Here is a 16889-nt window from a genome sequence, read left to right on the forward strand (position 1 = left end):
CCCGCTACAAGAAAAGGGTGGGGGACACACAAGATATAGTGTTTGATTTGGAGGACACCACAATGGTTTATATTATCAAAAAGGACGGCACCAAAGAAGAATTCGACGCGCAGAAGATCGTTCGTGCCGTAAATAAATCCGCACAGAGAATCCTGTATACCTTCTCACAGCAGGAGATTGACTTTATCTGTAAGTTCGCAACCGAGCACGTATATTCCCTTGGAAAGACCGAAATTCCGATCAGCGATATGCACAATATCGTGGAGGGAGCACTCGAAAAAGTAAACCCGGCTGTGGCAAAAAGCTACCGCGATTACCGCAATTACAAAACTGATTTTATCCATATGATGGACGAGGTCTACACGAAGAGCCAGTCCATCCGCTACATCGGCGACAAGAGCAATGCCAACACCGACAGCGCCCTCGTTGCAACGAAGCGAAGCCTGATTTTCAACGAGCTGAACAAAGAGCTGTACCGCAAGTTCTTCATGAACCGCAACGAGCTGCAGGCCTGTAAGGACGGCTACATCTACATCCACGACCAGTCCGCACGTCTCGATACCATGAACTGCTGTCTGTTCGATGTCGGAAACGTTTTAAAAGGCGGTTTCGAGATGGGAAATGTCTGGTACAATGAGCCGAAGACACTCGACACCGCATTTGATGTCATGGGCGATATCGTCCTCAGCACCGCTGCACAGCAGTACGGCGGCTTTACCGTGCCAGAGGTGGACAAGATCCTTGCTCCGTACGCACAGAAGAGCTACGATTACTACGTAAAAGAGTTCCTGAAATATACCGACGCATCCTGGGAGGGTGCACAGGAGAAAGCCATCGAGTATGCGATCGACAAAGTAAGAAGAGAGTGCGATCAGGGATGGCAGGGAATTGAGTATAAACTGAACACTGTTGGATCTTCCCGCGGTGATTATCCGTTCGTTACCGTGACCCTCGGCCTTGGAACGAGCATGTTCGAGAAGATGATTTCCATCTCCCTTCTCGAGGTCCACAAAAACGGACAGGGCAGGAAAGGCCACAAAAAGCCGGTGCTCTTCCCGAAAATCGTCTTCTTATATGACAAGGCAATTCACGGAGAGGGCGGCATCGCAGAAGATGTCTTTGAGGCAGGACTTGACTGTTCCTCTAAAACCATGTATCCGGACTGGCTGTCGATGAGCGGCGAGGGCTACATCGCCGAGATGTACAAGAAATACAAGAGAGTCATCAGCCCGATGGGATGCCGTGCTTTCCTTAGCCCGTGGTACGAGCGCGGAGGCATGGAGCCGGCAGATGAGAACGACAAACCGGTCTTTGTCGGACGTTTCAACATCGGAGCCGTTTCCCTTCATCTTCCGATGATCCTGGCAAAATCCCGTTCCGAGAACCGCGATTTCCACGAAGTGCTCGACTTCTACCTCGAGATGATCCGCGATCTGCACAAACGGACCTACGATTACCTCGGCGAGATGCGTGCATCCACGAACCCGCTGGCTTACTGTGAGGGAGGTTTCTACGGCGGCCACTTAAAACCGTCCGACAAGATCCGCCCGCTGTTAAAGCCGATGACCGCATCGTTCGGTATCACGGCGCTGAACGAGCTGCAGGAGCTGTACAACGGAAAATCTCTTGTTGAGGACGGACAGTTCGCACTTGACACGCTGAAATATATCAACGACAAGGTTGCCGAGTTTAAGAAAGAGGACGGCATCCTCTATGCGATCTACGGCACACCGGCAGAATCCCTGTGCGGCCTGCAGATAGAGCAGTTCCGCAAACAGTACGGCATCGTCCGCAACGTTTCGGACCGCCCGTATGTGAGCAACAGTTTCCACTGCCACGTAACCGAGGACATCACCCCGATCCAGAAACAGGATCTCGAGGGACGTTTCTGGGAGCTCTGCAACGGCGGAAAAATCCAGTACGTGCGCTATCCGGTCGGCTACAACAAAGGCGCGATCAAGACACTGATCGAGCGTGCGATGGAGCTCGGCTACTACGAGGGCGTCAACCTGTCCCTGGCTTACTGCGATGACTGCGGCCACCAGGAACTAGACATGGATGTCTGCCCGGTCTGCGGTTCCAAGAACCTGACAAAGATCGACCGTATGAACGGCTATCTTTCCTACAGCCGTGTCCATGGCGACACCCGTCTGAACGAGGCGAAGATGGCAGAAATTGCGGAAAGAAAATCGATGTAAAATCATTGCGATATTTGTAATACGATAAAAGAACGAAATCCCCTGCGGGAAATCCATTCGGTTTGGATTTTCCGCAGGGGATTTTATAGTTCGGTAATTATTCTTCGATATCGCGGGTGATGTTGCGTACCCAGACGTATTTTTTATAATGAAGATAAACCGCAGGCAGTTTCACGATCTCATCGAGGTTTACGATACAGTAGACAACCATGACCGGCAGCTTCAGCCAGAACGCGGCGAGGAAGCCAAGCGGTACGGAAAAGCACCACATCGCGCCGATATTTCCCTGCATATCGAATTTTGCATCGCCGCCGGCACAGAAGATGCCGTCGAGAACGGTGGTGTTGACCGACTGTGCCATCAAGTTCAGACCGCAGAAGAGAAGCATGTACTGCAGATATTCTGCCGCGGTATCGGTAAGCGGAGCGAAGTGGACGATTGCAGGAGAGATCAACATCAGAAGACCGCCGGTCACAACGCCGATGGCAATTGCAAGATGCGTCAGGCGGCCGCCGTATTCGCGTGCTTTCTCGAGTTCATCTGCACCGAGCAGGTTTCCGATCAGAACACCGGCACCGCCGCTCACACCGCGGATCAGGCAGGAGAGGAGGCTCTTTGCAATCGAGGTAATCGAGTTTGCTGCAACAGCATCGCTTCCCATGTGGCCCATGATAACGGAGTACAGAACGTAGGCAATTCCCCAGACGAGGGAGGCCGCAAGCACGGGAAGCGTGTAGCGCCAGAAGTCTTCTGAAAGTATTTTCCCTGCGGAAGAGAAGAGGCGGTTCCAGAGAATCCGTACACGCTCCGGTTTCTTTGTCTCGAGATAAGCCCAGATCAGTTCCACAACGCGGGCAGCTACCGTTGCATAAGCTGCTCCGCGGATCCCAAGTGCCGGAGCACCGCAAAGACCGTAGATGAGGATGGCATTTAAAATGATGTTCAGTACAACCGCAGTGGAACTGATGCGGGAGCTGACTGCTGCATGACCGGTGTTTTTCAGCAGGATCAGATAGACCTGCGAAATACCGCAGAGTACGTAGGAGAGTGCAACAGCGCGTAAATACTGGCTTCCGCTTGCAACCAGGGCCGCATCATTTGTAAAGATGCGCATCAGTATTTCGGGACAGAAACCGGCAAGGATGGTAAACAGGCCGGAGAACAGCAGGTTGGTGCGAAGTGCGATCGGAATCACTTTTTCGATCGAAGCGGCATCCTGTTTCCCCCAGTACTGCGCTGCCATAATACCGGCGCCCGCCGCGATGCCTGAGATAAAAAGGCTCAAAACAAACTGCACCTGCCCGGCCAGCGAAACCGCCGACAGCGAGGTCTGGTCAATCCATCCCAGCATGATTGCGTCCGTCGCGCTGACGAGAGCCAGCATAAAGTTCTGAATCGCAATCGGGAGGACGAGGAGCTTTAATTTCTGGTAAAACTCATCCTTGAAATTCATTCGTGTTTTCATAAAAATTCCCCCAAAGTATAAATAGTAGTTTTTGCTGTATTATAGCGGAAAGAAAATGGAAAAACAATGGCTAAAACAAGCTATTTTCTGGTCAATGTTGACATTCCCTGTATAATATAGAAGAAAAAGAACTTTTCCGGTGCCCGTGTCCGGTACGCCGGAAAGCGGAGAAGAAGTTTGATCAGAAAATCAGGTTTCCTTCAGCAGAAACTCCAGGATTTCTGCTATCAGAATAAATATGCCGGCAGCGGCTGTCTTTATAAAATCCAGAAATCCATGCAGGAGCTGGAGAAGCTTTTGAAAAAGAAAGATAAGAAACGGAAGTAGGTTCGGCTGCCATTGGAGCCGTCGTCGAAACAAACGGAAATATACGAAAAAATTGTGAAATTTAATAGAATTATAAGACCTGTTTTCGCTGTTTTTAACAAAAGTAAAGAAACAGTGAAAAAAAGGTTGCTTTTTTCGGCAGAATCCTTTATAATCTTATTTGTGTTCAGCGAGTGGATCATCCAATGAAACACAGAAAAACAAAAGTAAGCGCCTTTAGCTCAGTTGGTAGAGCAGTAGACTCTTAATCTATTTGTCCAGGGTTCGAGTCCCTGAAGGCGCATCGAAAGCACTGTTTTTGCAGACCTGAGAGCTGCGGGGACGGTGTTTTTCTTGTTTTACGGGCGGAATACCGAAAATCTACGTATCAACTTTTCCTATCATCATAGCATCTCCAAATGAGAAAAACCGGCAGCAGAGGGATCCTTTCTGACATGGATCTTTCCGCTGCCGGTTTTGTCTTTCAGAGCAAAAAATTTAGTAGTTCTTCAGCCCGTTCGCCGAATCAATAATGATCTGGCAGCCCGGCTGAACATTTTTCAGAATCGTGATCATCTGGTCTTCCGGGACAGAAATGCATCCGCCGGTCGGCCGGTTTGTGCTGCAGTGCAGGAAGATGGCAGAACCGACACCCGGAGTGCAGTTTGGATTGTAATCGAGGGACAGAACGTAATGATAGGCCGGATTGATCTCGATGATGTGCTCCGCGGAATTCCAGGCTTTCGGTGTTGTCTTCGTCGTGACGAACTGATTGTAGTATCTGGAATTTACATCATCGACCCAGTAATACGTATCATCCACCTGGGTATAGGAAAGTTCCGTTCCGGGATTCGGGAGAATGCCGAAGGCATACGTAAAGCTGAACTGTCCGCGCGGTGTTTTGCGGTTCCATTCGGTAGTTTCGCCTACACCGCCGTATCCGACATAGCCGCTTGTACAAAGATCCTCGTTCCAGGTGCCGTCCGCATCTTTCGTTACCATGGCCACTGTCACACTGGTGCCGCCAGAACTTTTCTTTTCATTTTCAAATCCCCCTTACATGCAGAAATGTTTTTTACAGAAACCGTGCCTCCATCTTACAGATCGGGTTTCCGATTGAGGAAAACTTCTCCTCATATTCCGTCATTACATTTCCTTCTGAGAGAACCACATCGTGGTGCAGATCGTATGTGAATGCAGTGAGTTCCCATCCCTCTGCATTTTTCATCTCCTCAAGAGAGAAGTCAAACAGATCTTTATTATCGGTTTTGAATTCCAGTGTTCCGTCCTTCTTTAAAATCTTCTCGTACCGTGCAAGAAACTCATGCGACGTCAGTCTCCGCTTCGCATGGCGGTCCTTCGGCCACGGATCAGAGAAGTTGAGGTAAATGCGGTCCACTTCGCCTTCTGCGAATACTTCCGGAAGCTGGCGCGCGTCCATGCGGATGAAAAACAGGTTTTTAAGTTCTGTTTCTAATTTTTCACGTTTCTGTACCGCGCGGAGCAGTACGCTGTCGTACATCTCAATACCAATGTAGTTGATCTCCGGATGCAGAACCGCCATATCCATCAGGAAGCGTCCTTTTCCCATTCCAACCTCAATATGAATCGGATTTTCATTTCCAAAAACCTCAGCCCACCGTCCCCGGCAGCTCTCCGGCTCCTGCACAACGAACGGACAGGAAGCAATCACATCTTTTGATCCTCTGATATTTCTAAGGCGCATATGCGTAAAATTCCTTTCTTAAGTGATAAATATTAGAATAAAAGCCAATCATATCCAGTATATCATAGCTCCCGAAAAAGCAAAACAGAAAAATCCCGTTTTCAAATTTTCTGAGTTTTCAAAATACTGTATACAATATCAACCTGCACATAGCATTTCCTATCAGCAATATGACAATCGAATTGGATCCATATCGAAATCATATGAGGGACCGCCTTTTGGCTATTAATATTGGAAGAAAAAATATGACCCATTGGCTATTTTTAATCAAAAAATCGATCGAAATCCCACTTTTTTTTACGATTTCAATATGTCAACTTTGGAAAAAAAGGTGTAGAATACTAACAGCAAAGATGCGGGAGTTTCTCCTGTACTTTTGCCCTGTATATCAAAGTTGGTCAGTGGACCAGGTTTGATTGTTATGCAAATATCATAAGGAGGGAAAGCGATGCTATGGAATCTGTAATTAACAAACTTGCAGAGATCGAAACGGCTGCTACTAAGATTATGCAGGCTGCCGAGAATCAGAAGAAGCTCCAGGACGAGCAGCAGGAAGAGCGGATTGCAAAATTCGATGCAGATCTGGAAGCGGAAACGGCAAAGCGGATTGAAGAGATCACAACAAAACTTCATTCTACTACAGATGCGGATCAGAAAAAGCAGCGGGACTCTGCCGCCGAACTTCTATCTTCACTGGACGCTTATTACGAACAGAATCACGGAACACTGTCCACGCAGATTTACGAAAACATTATAAGGAAGTGAAACGATGAGCGGTCTATTATCCTACAGCGGCCTTACCACAAAGATAAGAGCCATGCAGAGCCATCTTTTAAACGACCAGAATTTTCGGGAAATCGTGGAACTGGAGAGTGTACCGCAGGCAGTTTCTTACCTCAAGCAGCATAAAGGCTATGAGGATCTGTTTGAGGGCTACAACGAAGCTGACCTTCACCGGGGTCAGATCGAGAAAATGCTGCGCCTGACGGTATACCGGGATTTTTCCAAGCTGTACCGTTTTGCAAATGTGGAGCAGAGAAAGTTCCTTGCGCTCTACTTTAAACGATACGAAGTGTCCGTTATCAAAGAATGCCTGAACACGGTGTTTGATCACCGTGATGTGGTATTGAACCTGTCCATATTCGACGAGTTCTTTAACAAGCATTCCCAGCTGGACATCAATCTTCTGGCGTCCTCCAGGACGATCGAAGAACTGATTGCGAACCTGAAAGGGACAGAATATTATGCCCCGTTGTCGCAGCTCGCGGATATCGAGCGTCCGACCCTGTTCGACTATGAGATGACCCTGGATCTGTATTACTTTGCACAGATGTGGAAAGACAGATCAAAAGTAGTGACAAAGCGGGATCTGGAAGAGCTGACCGCTGCATGGGGAAGCAAGTTTGACATGCTGAACCTTCAGTGGATCTACCGTTCCAAACGCTATTATCACATGACCAGCGCACAAATCTACGCCCTGCTGATTCCGGTTCATCACCGGCTGAAAAAGGATGTGGTAAAGGCACTGGTAGAAGCCGAGAATATGAGTGCATTTTCCCAGCTGCTGGAACAAACCTATTATGCGAAACGGTATGATTCCTTCAAGGTCGATACGCTGGAATCCATGTATGCAGCCATTATGAAGCACATACTTTCCAGTGAATCCAGACAGGATCCTTATTCCGTTGCCACAATATACTCATACCTCTATCACAAAGAGCACGAGGTAAACCGGCTTATTATTGCACTCGAGTGCGTACGTTACCGTATCAGCGCTGACGAGGCAATGCAGCATATCGCAAAAACTTAATACACGGGGAGGTGTACTCATTGATTGTCAAGATGAAATTTTTGAGCATCACCGGGCCGAAAGCCGACATTGACCGTGTGGTCAACACTTATCTCTCAAAATATGAGATACATCTGGAAAACGCTCTGACGGAGCTGTCTACGATGCAGAATATCACACCGTATATCCAGATCAACCCATACAAAGAGACCTTAAAACAGGCGGAAGATTTTACAGCACTTCTGCCGGAAGAGAAGCGTACCACCACGAAAAGACTTTCCCTGGAAGATGCCATCAACTGTGTCCATGGTTTGGATCACACCCTTGGCCAGTTGAACCAGGAGCGTACAGAACTGGAAGCAAAAAAGAAAGACTTGATGGAAAAAGCACAGAAAATCGAGCCGTTCCAGGATCTGCACTGCAATCTTTCCTCCATTCTGGATTTCCACTTTATTAAATTCAGATTCGGAAAGATCACAAAAGAGTATTACAACAAATTTGAGAGCTACTGCTATGAGAACAGCGATACGGTATTCTACCGCTGCCATTCCGATGAGCAGTATGTATGGGGCATTTACTTCTGCCCAAGAGATCAGGTCACGAAAGTGGACGCCGTATTCTCATCCCTGCACTTCGAAAGAATCTACGTTCCGGACGAGTACAGCGGAACGCCGGAGGATGCTTACGCAGCACTTCAGGCAGAAATCAAAAAGACAGACGATGCACTCAGCGAGTGCTCACGGAAACTGGCAAAATGCCTTTCGGATTCCGCAGAGGATCTGGTTGCAGCAAAAGAGCAGTTAGAGCAGCTCTCCGGCAACTTTGATGTCCGTCGCCTGGCAGCCTGCACGAAATCCAAGAAGGAAACCTTCTATATTCTGTGCGGCTGGATGTCGGAAAAAGATGCCGATTCCTTCCAGAAGGACATCGAAAACGACACAAATCTCTTCTGCTTTATCGAGGATGATGCAAACAACGTTCTGCGTCAGCCGCCGACAAAGCTGAAAAATCCGAAAATCTTCCGTCCGTTTGAGATGTACGTGAAGATGTACGGACTGCCAAATTACAATGAAATTGACCCTACGATTATCGTAGGACTTACCTATGCATTTATTTTCGGAATCATGTTTGCCGATGTAGGGCAGGGACTGTGTCTGCTGATTGGCGGCGCACTGCTGTACCACTACAAGAAGATGGATCTGGCAGCGATCATGAGTACCTGCGCGGTATTCTCTGTGATCTTCGGATTCTTGTTCGGCAGCTTCTTCGGATTTGAGAATGTCATACCGGCCCTCTGGCTGCATCCGAAGGAAGCGATGACAACGCTTCCGTTCATCGGTTCGATGAACACCGTATTTGTCGCAGCGGTTGCATTTGGTATGTTCATGATTCTGACAGGAATGGTTCTGCATATGATCAATGCAGCAAGAAACCATAAGCTCGGCGAGCTTCTGTTCAGCCAGAACTCCCTGGCAGGCTTCATTTTCTACGGAGCCCTTGCCGTTACACTCGTTCTCCTGTTCAGCGGCCATAAAGCTCCGGCTGTCGGCGTGATGGTAGTCATGTTCGGTATTCCGCTTCTTGCGATCTTCTTAAAAGAGCCACTGGAGCGTATGGTAGAGAAGAAGGGCAATGCATTTCCGGAGACCGGAAAGGGAATGTTCTTTGTACAGGCATTCTTCGAACTCTTCGATGTGCTTTTGAGCTACTTCTCCAACACAATTTCCTTTGTCCGTGTCGGCGCATATGCAGTCAGCCATGCGGCTATGATGGAGGTTGTCCTGATGCTCGGCGGAGCAACAGGCGGCGGCAGCATCAGCTGGCCGGTTATTGTTCTCGGAAATGTCTTCGTTGCCTGCCTTGAGGCACTGCTGGTAGCGATCCAGGTACTGCGTCTGGAGTATTACGAGATGTTCAGCCGGTTCTATGAAGGAGATGGAAAACCGTTTGTTCCGTTTTTGAAAAAAGGCGAGAAATAAAAGAGGATTCAGAGCCATGCAAAATGGAAGCGAATATGGCGGGAAGCTGTATCGGGAAAAAGTGAAAATGGCTCCGGATCGCAGCAAAGAGTAAATTTAATGAATTAACTTCAGGAGGAAAACTATTATGAACTCAGCATTTGTACAGGTACTTACTGCAATCGCAATGGTATTAACCATCGTTGTTCCTATGACTTATTACTTCAAAGGTGAGCACAACAAAAATCGTTACAAAAAATCTCTGGCAGCCAATGTAAGCGGCTTCTTCGGCCTTCTGCTGATCGCAACCGTTGTTTCCTTCGCAGGCGCAACAACTGCATCTGCTGCAACAGAAGCAGGCGCTGGTCTTGCAACCGGTCTTGGTTACATCGGTGCAGCTCTTGTTACAGGTCTTTCCGGTATTGGTTCCGGTATCGCCGTTGCATCTTCCGCAAGCGCAGCTCTTGGAGCAATCAGCGAAGACGGCAGCATCTTTGGTAAATCCATGATCTTCGTAGCTATGGCCGAAGGTATCGCTCTGTATGGTCTGATCATCTCCTTCATGATTCTTGGTAAACTTTGATTCCAAAACCGGAAGGTATTGATCTTCACCTTAAGTTGGAGGAATCATAAATGAAAATGTTCTTGATCAGTGATAACGTAGACACTCAGACGGGCATGCGCCTGGCCGGAGTGGAAGGCGTTGTCGTTCATGAGCGCGAGGAGCTTTATGATACACTGCAGAAAACACTGGCAGACAAAGAGATCGGAATTATTCTCCTTACAGAAAAGTTCGGGAAGGAATTCCCGGACATTCTGGAGGATGTCCGCCTCAACCATAAGCTTCCGCTGCTCATTGAAATTCCGGACCGTCACGGTACCGGAAGAGCGCCGGACTTTATCACTTCCTTTGTAAATGAATCTATTGGATTAAAACTGTAAGAATGCCCTGGAGGTGACACACATTGACTACTGAGGAAAAACTTCAGAATTTTTATAATCATTCCCTGGACAGTGCAAACCGTGAAGCAGAACGTGTGATCGGCGATCACCAGAAAGCTCTGGATAAGATCTTCGAGGAGCATAAAGCAACCGCAAGACGTCAGGCAGAAGAAGAAGTTGCTGCCGAGACCGAGAAAGCAAAACGTGATGTCAATAAGACACTGTCTGCGGATCAGCTTCATATCAGACGGAAGCTGTCCCGTAAAAATCTGGAATTAAAAGAAAAACTGTTTAAAGAAGTTCGTGAAAAACTTACCGCTTATAAAAAGGATCCATCCTATGAGGAGTATCTGGAGCGCAAAATCCGCGAAGCCGTTACGTTTGCCGGAAATGACAAACTGACCTTATATCTGGATCCGTCAGACGAAGCTCATAAGGCTTCCCTGGAGCAGAAACTCTCCGTAACCCTTACCATTTCGGCCATGCCGTTCCTTGGCGGCGTGCGCGCGGTCATTCCGGAGAAAAATATTCTGATCGATAATTCCTTCGAGACCCTTCTGAACGAAGAGCGGGAGAATTTCATCTTTCACGGAGGTGTAGAGCATGAATAAAACCGGAGTTATCTATGGAATCAACGGTCCGGTCGTATATCTGAAAGGAAACACCGGATTTAAAATGTCCGAGATGGTTTACGTTGGTAAAGAACGTCTGGTCGGCGAGGTTATTGCCCTGACAAAGGATACCACTACAGTACAGGTTTTCGAGGAAACCACAGGACTGAAACCAGGCGAAACAGTTACCGCATCCGGAGATGCCCTCTCTGTTACACTGGGACCTGGAATCCTGAACAACATTTTTGACGGTATTGAGCGTCCGCTGTCCGAGATTGCAAAGCAGTCCGGTAAATATATCAGCCGCGGTCTTACCGTAGATTCTCTGGATACAGAGAAAAAATGGGATGTCCATGTAACTGTTTCAGAAGGCGAAGAGCTGATGGGCGGCGCAATCATTGCAGAGACACAGGAGACCCGTTCCATCGTACACAAATCGATGGTTCCGCCGGATGTCAACGGCACGGTTATCTGGGCTGCCAAAGACGGAAAGTACACCATCCTTGACCCGATTGTAAAACTGAAACTGGAAGACGGCACCGAAAAAGAGATCACACTGGCACAGAAATGGCCGATCCGTGTACCGCGTCCAACCCTGAAAAGATATCCGGCATCCGTTCCGCTGATCACAGGACAGCGTATCCTGGATACGATGTTCCCGATCGCAAAAGGCGGCACAGCAGCCATCCCTGGCGGATTCGGTACCGGAAAAACCATGACCCAGCACCAGATCGCAAAATGGTCTGATGCCGATATCATCATCTATATCGGATGTGGAGAGCGTGGAAACGAGATGACACAGGTTCTGGAGGAGTTCCAGGAACTGATCGACCCGAAGAGCGGCAACCCGCTAATGGACCGTACCACCCTGATCGCCAACACATCCAACATGCCTGTTGCAGCCCGTGAGGCATCTCTGTATTCCGGACTGACACTGGCTGAGTATTACCGCGATATGGGCTATGATGTAGCAATCATGGCAGACTCCACATCCCGTTGGGCAGAGGCACTCCGTGAGCTGTCCGGCCGTCTGGAGGAAATGCCTGCCGAGGAAGGTTTCCCGGCATATCTGGCATCCCGTCTGTCCGCTTTCTATGAGCGTGCCGGCATGATGCAGACCCTTTGCGGAGCAGAGGGAAGCGTATCCATCATCGGAGCTGTATCTCCGCAGGGTGGTGACTTCTCCGAGCCTGTTACCATGAACACCAAACGTTTCGTCCGCTGCTTCTGGGGACTGGACAAATCTCTGGCTTACGCCCGTCATTTCCCGGCGATCCACTGGCTGACCAGCTACAGTGAATACCTGCAGGATCTGTCGCCGTGGTACAAAGATCACGTAAACAAAAACTTTGTAGATATGCGGAACCAGTTAATGGGAATCCTGAACTCCGAGAGCTCCCTGATGGAAATTGTAAAACTGATCGGTAGCGATGTTCTTCCGGATGACCAGAAGCTGACCCTGGAAATCGCCAGAGTTATTCGACTGGGCTTCCTGCAGCAGAACGCATTCCATCCAGATGACACCTGCGTATCCTTGGAAAAACAGTACAAGATGATGGAAGTTATTCTTTATCTGTACAAGAAATCCAAAGCGCTCGTGACGATGGGCATGCCAATGTCCGTACTGAAAGAGGACAAGATCTTCGACCGCGTCGTTTCTATTAAATACGATGTACCGAATGACCGTCTGGATCTGTTTGACACATACAAAAAAGATATCGACACCTTCTACGATAAGGTACTCGAGAAGAATGGTTAAGGAGGGAATTCATCATGGCAATTGAATATTTAGGCCTTAGTGAGGTCAATGGCCCTCTGGTTGTTCTGGAAGGTGTAAAAAATGCTTCCTACGAGGAAATCGTAGAATTTACCGTAGACGGCAATGAGAAAAAACTGGGACGTATCGTTGCTGTATACGAAGATAAAGCCGTTATTCAGGTATTTGAGGGAACTTCGAGCATGTCTCTTACCAATACCCATACCCGTCTGACCGGACATCCGATGGAGATCGGACTTTCCGAGGAAATCCTGGGACGTACCTTCGACGGTATCGGAAAACCGATCGACCGCATGGGACCGATTGACGCAGAGGTAAGAAGAAACGTCAACGGCCTGCCGCTGAACCCGGTTACCCGTAAATACCCAAGAAACTATATCCATACCGGTATTTCTGCAATCGACGGTCTGACCACCCTAATTCGTGGCCAGAAGCTGCCAATCTTCTCCGGAAACGGACTTCCGCACGACCAGCTGGCAGCACAGATCGTACAGCAGGCATCCCTTGGAGATTCTGATGAGAAGTTTGCAATCGTATTTGCCGCTATGGGTGTTAAATACGACGTAGCAGAGTTCTTCCGCCGGACCTTTGAGGAAAGCGGTGTATCTGACCACGTTGTTATGTTCCTGAACCTGGCAAATGACCCGGTTGTAGAGCGTCTGATCACCCCGAAGGTAGCACTGACAGCTGCCGAGTACCTTGCATTCGAGAAAGGCATGCATATCCTGGTTATCCTGACCGATATCACATCCTTCTGCGAGGCTATGCGTGAGGTTTCCTCCTCCCGTGGAGAGATTCCTTCCCGTAAAGGTTATCCTGGATACCTGTACAGTGAGCTGGCTACGCTGTATGAGCGCGCCGGAATCGTACAGGGCGTAGAGGGATCCGTAACACAGATTCCGATCCTGACCATGCCAAACGATGATATCACGCACCCGATCCCTGACCTGACCGGTTACATCACCGAGGGTCAGATCGTACTGGACCGTCAGCTTCACGGCCAGTCTATTTACCCGCCAATCAGCGTACTGCCGAGTCTTTCCCGTCTGATGAAGGACGGTATCGGTGAGGGCTACACAAGAGCGGATCATCAGGACGTAGCGAACCAGCTGTTCTCCTGCTATGCAAAGGTAGGAGATGCGCGTTCCCTGGCATCCGTTATCGGTGAGGATGAGCTTTCTCCGATCGATAAACAGTACCTGGTATTCGGTAATGAATTCGAGCATGAATTCATCGGCCAGGGAATGGATGAAAACCGTTCCATGGAAGATACGCTGAACAAGGCATGGGAGCTTCTTGGACTGCTTCCGAGAGAAGAGCTCGACCGTGTCAACACCAAGGTTCTGGATCAGTATTATCATCCGACCACCATTGATGCAGTAGCAAAAGCAAAGGCAGAAGCCGATGCGATGAATGAGTAAGCGAGAGGAGTGAGATCGGAATGGACCCGAATACCTTTCCTACCAAGGGAAACCTGATTCTTGCAAAGAACTCTCTGAAACTTGCCCACATGGGTTACGAGCTGATGGACAAGAAGCGGAATATTCTGATCCGCGAGCTCATGGGCCTGATCGATGAGGCAAAAGATATTCAGCGTCAGATTGATGTGACATTCCGCGAAGCATATGCGGCGCTGCAGATTGCGAACATGGAGATCGGTATCACCAACGTACAGACCGTGTCCTATACCGTTCCGGTGGAGGAATCTATCCGGATCAAGACAAGGAGTATCATGGGCGTGGAAATTCCGCTGGTAGAGGCTGATCCGTCCGGACAGGCTCCGACGTATGCTTACTACAGCACGAAGGAGTCCCTGGATCAGGCAAGACAGGCCTTTGAAAAAGTAAAAGACCTGACATTAAACCTTTCCATGATTGAGAACTCGGCATACCGTCTTGCTGCGGCAATCAAGAAAACACAGAAGCGCGCCAATGCGCTGAAGAACATCACGATTCCGCATTACACCCAGTTATCCAAGGATATCGCGGACGCACTGGAGGAGAAGGAGCGCGAGGAGTTCACACGACTGAAGGTCATCAAACAGAGAAAGAACAAGGCAAGCTGATAAGGCTTTCCCGGAATAGAGATGAAAAACCCGCTTGGGCCGCGAAGAGATTTGCGGTGCCGGGCGGGTTTTTATGTGTCATGCAAAAAATATGTTTTTGGCTGTACTTTTTGTGCAAAAATTTTATAAAAATTTTCTATCTTTTTAAAACGGTCTTTGCTATAATACGTAAGGCGATTGTAAAAAAAGTTAAGATTTTGTAAGCTGTAATGCTTTTTGGAGGCAGAAAGATGAAACACAAGAAACAGAAAAAAACGAAAAAAGCAGGGCGCATTCTGCTGGCTGTGTTTGCAGTGTTGATCGGAACGCTTGGCGTGCTGCTGTTTACGTCCGAGCGCTGGATGCGGAAAACATGGCCGAATCTGAGCATGGAAGAGCTTGTTTACCAGTTAAAGGCCCCGATTGCCGGAACCAGCCATGATCTTCTGATGAGTTATGTCTGCTCAAGTGCGCTGATCGCAGCGGCAGCACTCATCCTTCTGATTCTGGTCAGCATTTTTCTTCGGGAAAAACGCAAAGCCCATGTGGCGTTCGGGATGATCTGTATCGCGGCAGGAGCCGCCAGCATCGTCTATTCCATCAATGACGTGTGGGCAGCACTGGACGTAAAAGATTATCTGAAAAATCAGAGCACGTACAATACCGTGGTAGAAGACAACTACGTAGATCCGGACCGCGTGAATATCACGTTCCCGGAACAGAAACGAAATCTGATCTATCTCTATCTGGAATCCATGGAGAGCACCTACGCAGACAAAGCTTCCGGCGGAGCATTCGATAAAAACTATATCCCGGAGCTGACCCAGCTTGCCGCAGACAACATCAGTTTTTCCAATTCGGAGCTGCTCGGCGGCGGCCAGCCTACCGTAAACGCAACCTGGACCATTGCTGGAATTTTCGCACAGACCTCCGGTCTGCCTCTCAGCATCGGAATCCAGCGAAATGAGATGGCATATCAGGCCAGCTTCTTCCCGGAAATCAATACCCTGGGTGATGTCCTGGCGGATGAAGGCTACAAGCAGTATTTCTTCATCGGTTCAATCGGACAGTTCGGCGGCCGGGAAGAGTACTTTAAAGAGCACGGCGACTACGAAGTAGACGATTACAACTGGGCTATGGAAAAAGACCTGATCCCGGAAGGATATTACGAATGGTGGGGCTATGAGGATGAAAAACTCTTTTCCTTTGCCAAAGACCGCCTGACCGAAATCGCAGCAGAGGGAGAGCCGTTCAACTTCACCATGCTGACCGCAGACACCCATTTTGAGGATGGATATCCGTGTGAGCTCTGCGATGAAGAAAACGACGGTGACAACCAGTACGGAATGGTTCTGCACTGCTCCAGCAAGCAGGTCACCGAGTTCGTTTCCTGGATTCAGCAGCAGGATTTCTACGAGAACACAACGATCGTAATTTCTGGCGACCATCTGACGATGGATTCCGATTTCTGTGAGAACATTGATCCGGACTACACCAGAACCGTATACAACGTGATCATCAACTCCCCGATCCAGCCGCAGCAGGAGAAAAACAGAAGTTTCACCACCATGGACATGTTCCCGACCACCATCGCAAGTCTCGGAGCTACCATTGAGGGTGACCGCCTCGGTCTTGGAACGAACCTGTTTTCAGGCGAACAGACGCTTGCAGAGAAGCTGACCTTCGACCAGCTCAATGATGATCTCTCCCAGAAATCCAAATTTTTCGAAAAAATGGAAGAGCAGGTAACCTCCATCTGGACCAAAACCGATGAGGGCTGGAAGTTCTACATCGAAGACGAAGACCGCTGGGCCAAAAGCGAATGGGTTTCCCTGAACCCGCACCGCTATGCAAACGACACCGAGCAGAGATACTACATTGACGCAAACGGCTACGCCGTAAAAGGATGGAAACTGATCGACGGAAAATGGTATTACTTCTCAACACAGGGCAGCTACCGCCTCCTCGAAGGACCGTGCGACGAACCGTTTGAGGTGGATGAGTCGCAGTATTCTTAAAAAATAAAAAAGAGAAGGATTTTCGGCAGCAAAAAGCCGGGAATCCTTCTTTTTT

At 48.8% G+C, this 16889-nt stretch carries 15 protein-coding genes and 1 tRNA gene; 13 read left to right on the top strand and 3 right to left on the bottom strand.

The annotated features are described in order from the left end of the window. Positions 1 to 62 precede the first annotated feature (62 nt). The gene (gene nrdD, locus ACY2VW_RS05525) at positions 63 to 2198 is read left to right on the top strand and encodes an anaerobic ribonucleoside-triphosphate reductase (RefSeq protein ID WP_117510100.1); all 2136 of its coding nucleotides are present in this window, start codon (positions 63 to 65) and stop codon (positions 2196 to 2198) included. A 97-nt stretch (positions 2199 to 2295) separates the two neighbouring features. Here nrdD and ACY2VW_RS05530 read toward each other — a convergent pair whose 3' ends face one another. Continuing rightward, complete coding sequence (locus tag ACY2VW_RS05530; protein ID WP_117761985.1) at positions 2296 to 3663, bottom strand: MATE family efflux transporter; 1368 nt, start codon at positions 3661 to 3663, stop codon at positions 2296 to 2298. 177 nt (positions 3664 to 3840) lie between these two features. Between ACY2VW_RS05530 and ACY2VW_RS05535 the strand changes: the two genes are divergently transcribed. Both ACY2VW_RS05535 and ACY2VW_RS05540 read left to right on the top strand, forming a co-directional pair. Beyond that, a complete protein-coding gene (locus tag ACY2VW_RS05535) occupies positions 3841 to 3990 on the top strand; it encodes a hypothetical protein (RefSeq protein ID WP_156327623.1) in 150 nt (49 codons plus the stop codon). A gap of 210 nt (positions 3991 to 4200) precedes the next feature. Next, a tRNA-Lys gene (locus ACY2VW_RS05540) sits at positions 4201 to 4273 on the top strand. Between the two features lie 194 nt (positions 4274 to 4467). Here ACY2VW_RS05540 and ACY2VW_RS05545 read toward each other — a convergent pair. Both ACY2VW_RS05545 and trmB read right to left on the bottom strand, forming a co-directional pair. Continuing rightward, on the bottom strand, positions 4468 to 4983 hold the full coding sequence (locus ACY2VW_RS05545; RefSeq protein WP_156338171.1) for a L,D-transpeptidase family protein: 516 nt from the start codon (positions 4981 to 4983) through the stop codon (positions 4468 to 4470). Between the two features lie 61 nt (positions 4984 to 5044). Further along, positions 5045 to 5695, bottom strand: coding sequence for a tRNA (guanosine(46)-N7)-methyltransferase TrmB (trmB, locus tag ACY2VW_RS05550; protein ID WP_022461692.1), 651 nt, complete (start codon positions 5693 to 5695; stop codon positions 5045 to 5047). A 453-nt stretch (positions 5696 to 6148) separates the two neighbouring features. Between trmB and ACY2VW_RS05555 the strand changes: the two genes are divergently transcribed. From ACY2VW_RS05555 to ACY2VW_RS05600, 10 genes are all read left to right on the top strand, one after another. Beyond that, positions 6149 to 6460, top strand: coding sequence for a hypothetical protein (locus ACY2VW_RS05555; RefSeq protein ID WP_022461691.1), 312 nt, complete (start codon positions 6149 to 6151; stop codon positions 6458 to 6460). A 4-nt stretch (positions 6461 to 6464) separates the two neighbouring features. After that, complete coding sequence (locus ACY2VW_RS05560) at positions 6465 to 7505, top strand: V0D/AC39 family V-type ATPase subunit (protein WP_022461690.1); 1041 nt, start codon at positions 6465 to 6467, stop codon at positions 7503 to 7505. An 11-nt stretch (positions 7506 to 7516) separates the two neighbouring features. Continuing rightward, entirely contained in the window at positions 7517 to 9463 is a 1947-nt protein-coding gene (locus ACY2VW_RS05565) for a V-type ATP synthase subunit I (RefSeq protein WP_319638368.1), read from the top strand. Between the two features lie 127 nt (positions 9464 to 9590). Next, the gene (locus ACY2VW_RS05570; protein ID WP_022461688.1) at positions 9591 to 10025 is read left to right on the top strand and encodes an ATP synthase subunit C; all 435 of its coding nucleotides are present in this window, start codon (positions 9591 to 9593) and stop codon (positions 10023 to 10025) included. A 50-nt stretch (positions 10026 to 10075) separates the two neighbouring features. After that, positions 10076 to 10384: a V-type ATP synthase subunit F gene (locus ACY2VW_RS05575; RefSeq protein WP_055220228.1), complete on the top strand. Its 309-nt coding sequence runs from the start codon at positions 10076 to 10078 to the stop codon at positions 10382 to 10384. Positions 10385 to 10407: 23 nt separating this feature from the next. After that, on the top strand, positions 10408 to 10995 hold the full coding sequence (locus ACY2VW_RS05580; protein WP_055220230.1) for a V-type ATP synthase subunit E: 588 nt from the start codon (positions 10408 to 10410) through the stop codon (positions 10993 to 10995). Beyond that, positions 10988 to 12754 (top strand): V-type ATP synthase subunit A, encoded by a 1767-nt coding sequence (locus tag ACY2VW_RS05585; RefSeq protein WP_022461685.1) that lies wholly within the window; start codon positions 10988 to 10990, stop codon positions 12752 to 12754. The genes ACY2VW_RS05580 and ACY2VW_RS05585 overlap by 8 nt, the downstream gene beginning before the upstream one ends. Positions 12755 to 12768: 14 nt before the next feature. Continuing rightward, positions 12769 to 14193, top strand: coding sequence for a V-type ATP synthase subunit B (locus tag ACY2VW_RS05590; protein ID WP_022461684.1), 1425 nt, complete (start codon positions 12769 to 12771; stop codon positions 14191 to 14193). Between the two features lie 20 nt (positions 14194 to 14213). Further along, positions 14214 to 14837, top strand: coding sequence for a V-type ATP synthase subunit D (locus tag ACY2VW_RS05595; RefSeq protein WP_022461683.1), 624 nt, complete (start codon positions 14214 to 14216; stop codon positions 14835 to 14837). Positions 14838 to 15067: 230 nt separating this feature from the next. Next, positions 15068 to 16834 (top strand): sulfatase-like hydrolase/transferase, encoded by a 1767-nt coding sequence (locus ACY2VW_RS05600; RefSeq protein ID WP_461877357.1) that lies wholly within the window; start codon positions 15068 to 15070, stop codon positions 16832 to 16834. Positions 16835 to 16889 lie beyond the last annotated feature (55 nt).

The organism is Fusicatenibacter sp. (assembly GCF_977045365.1).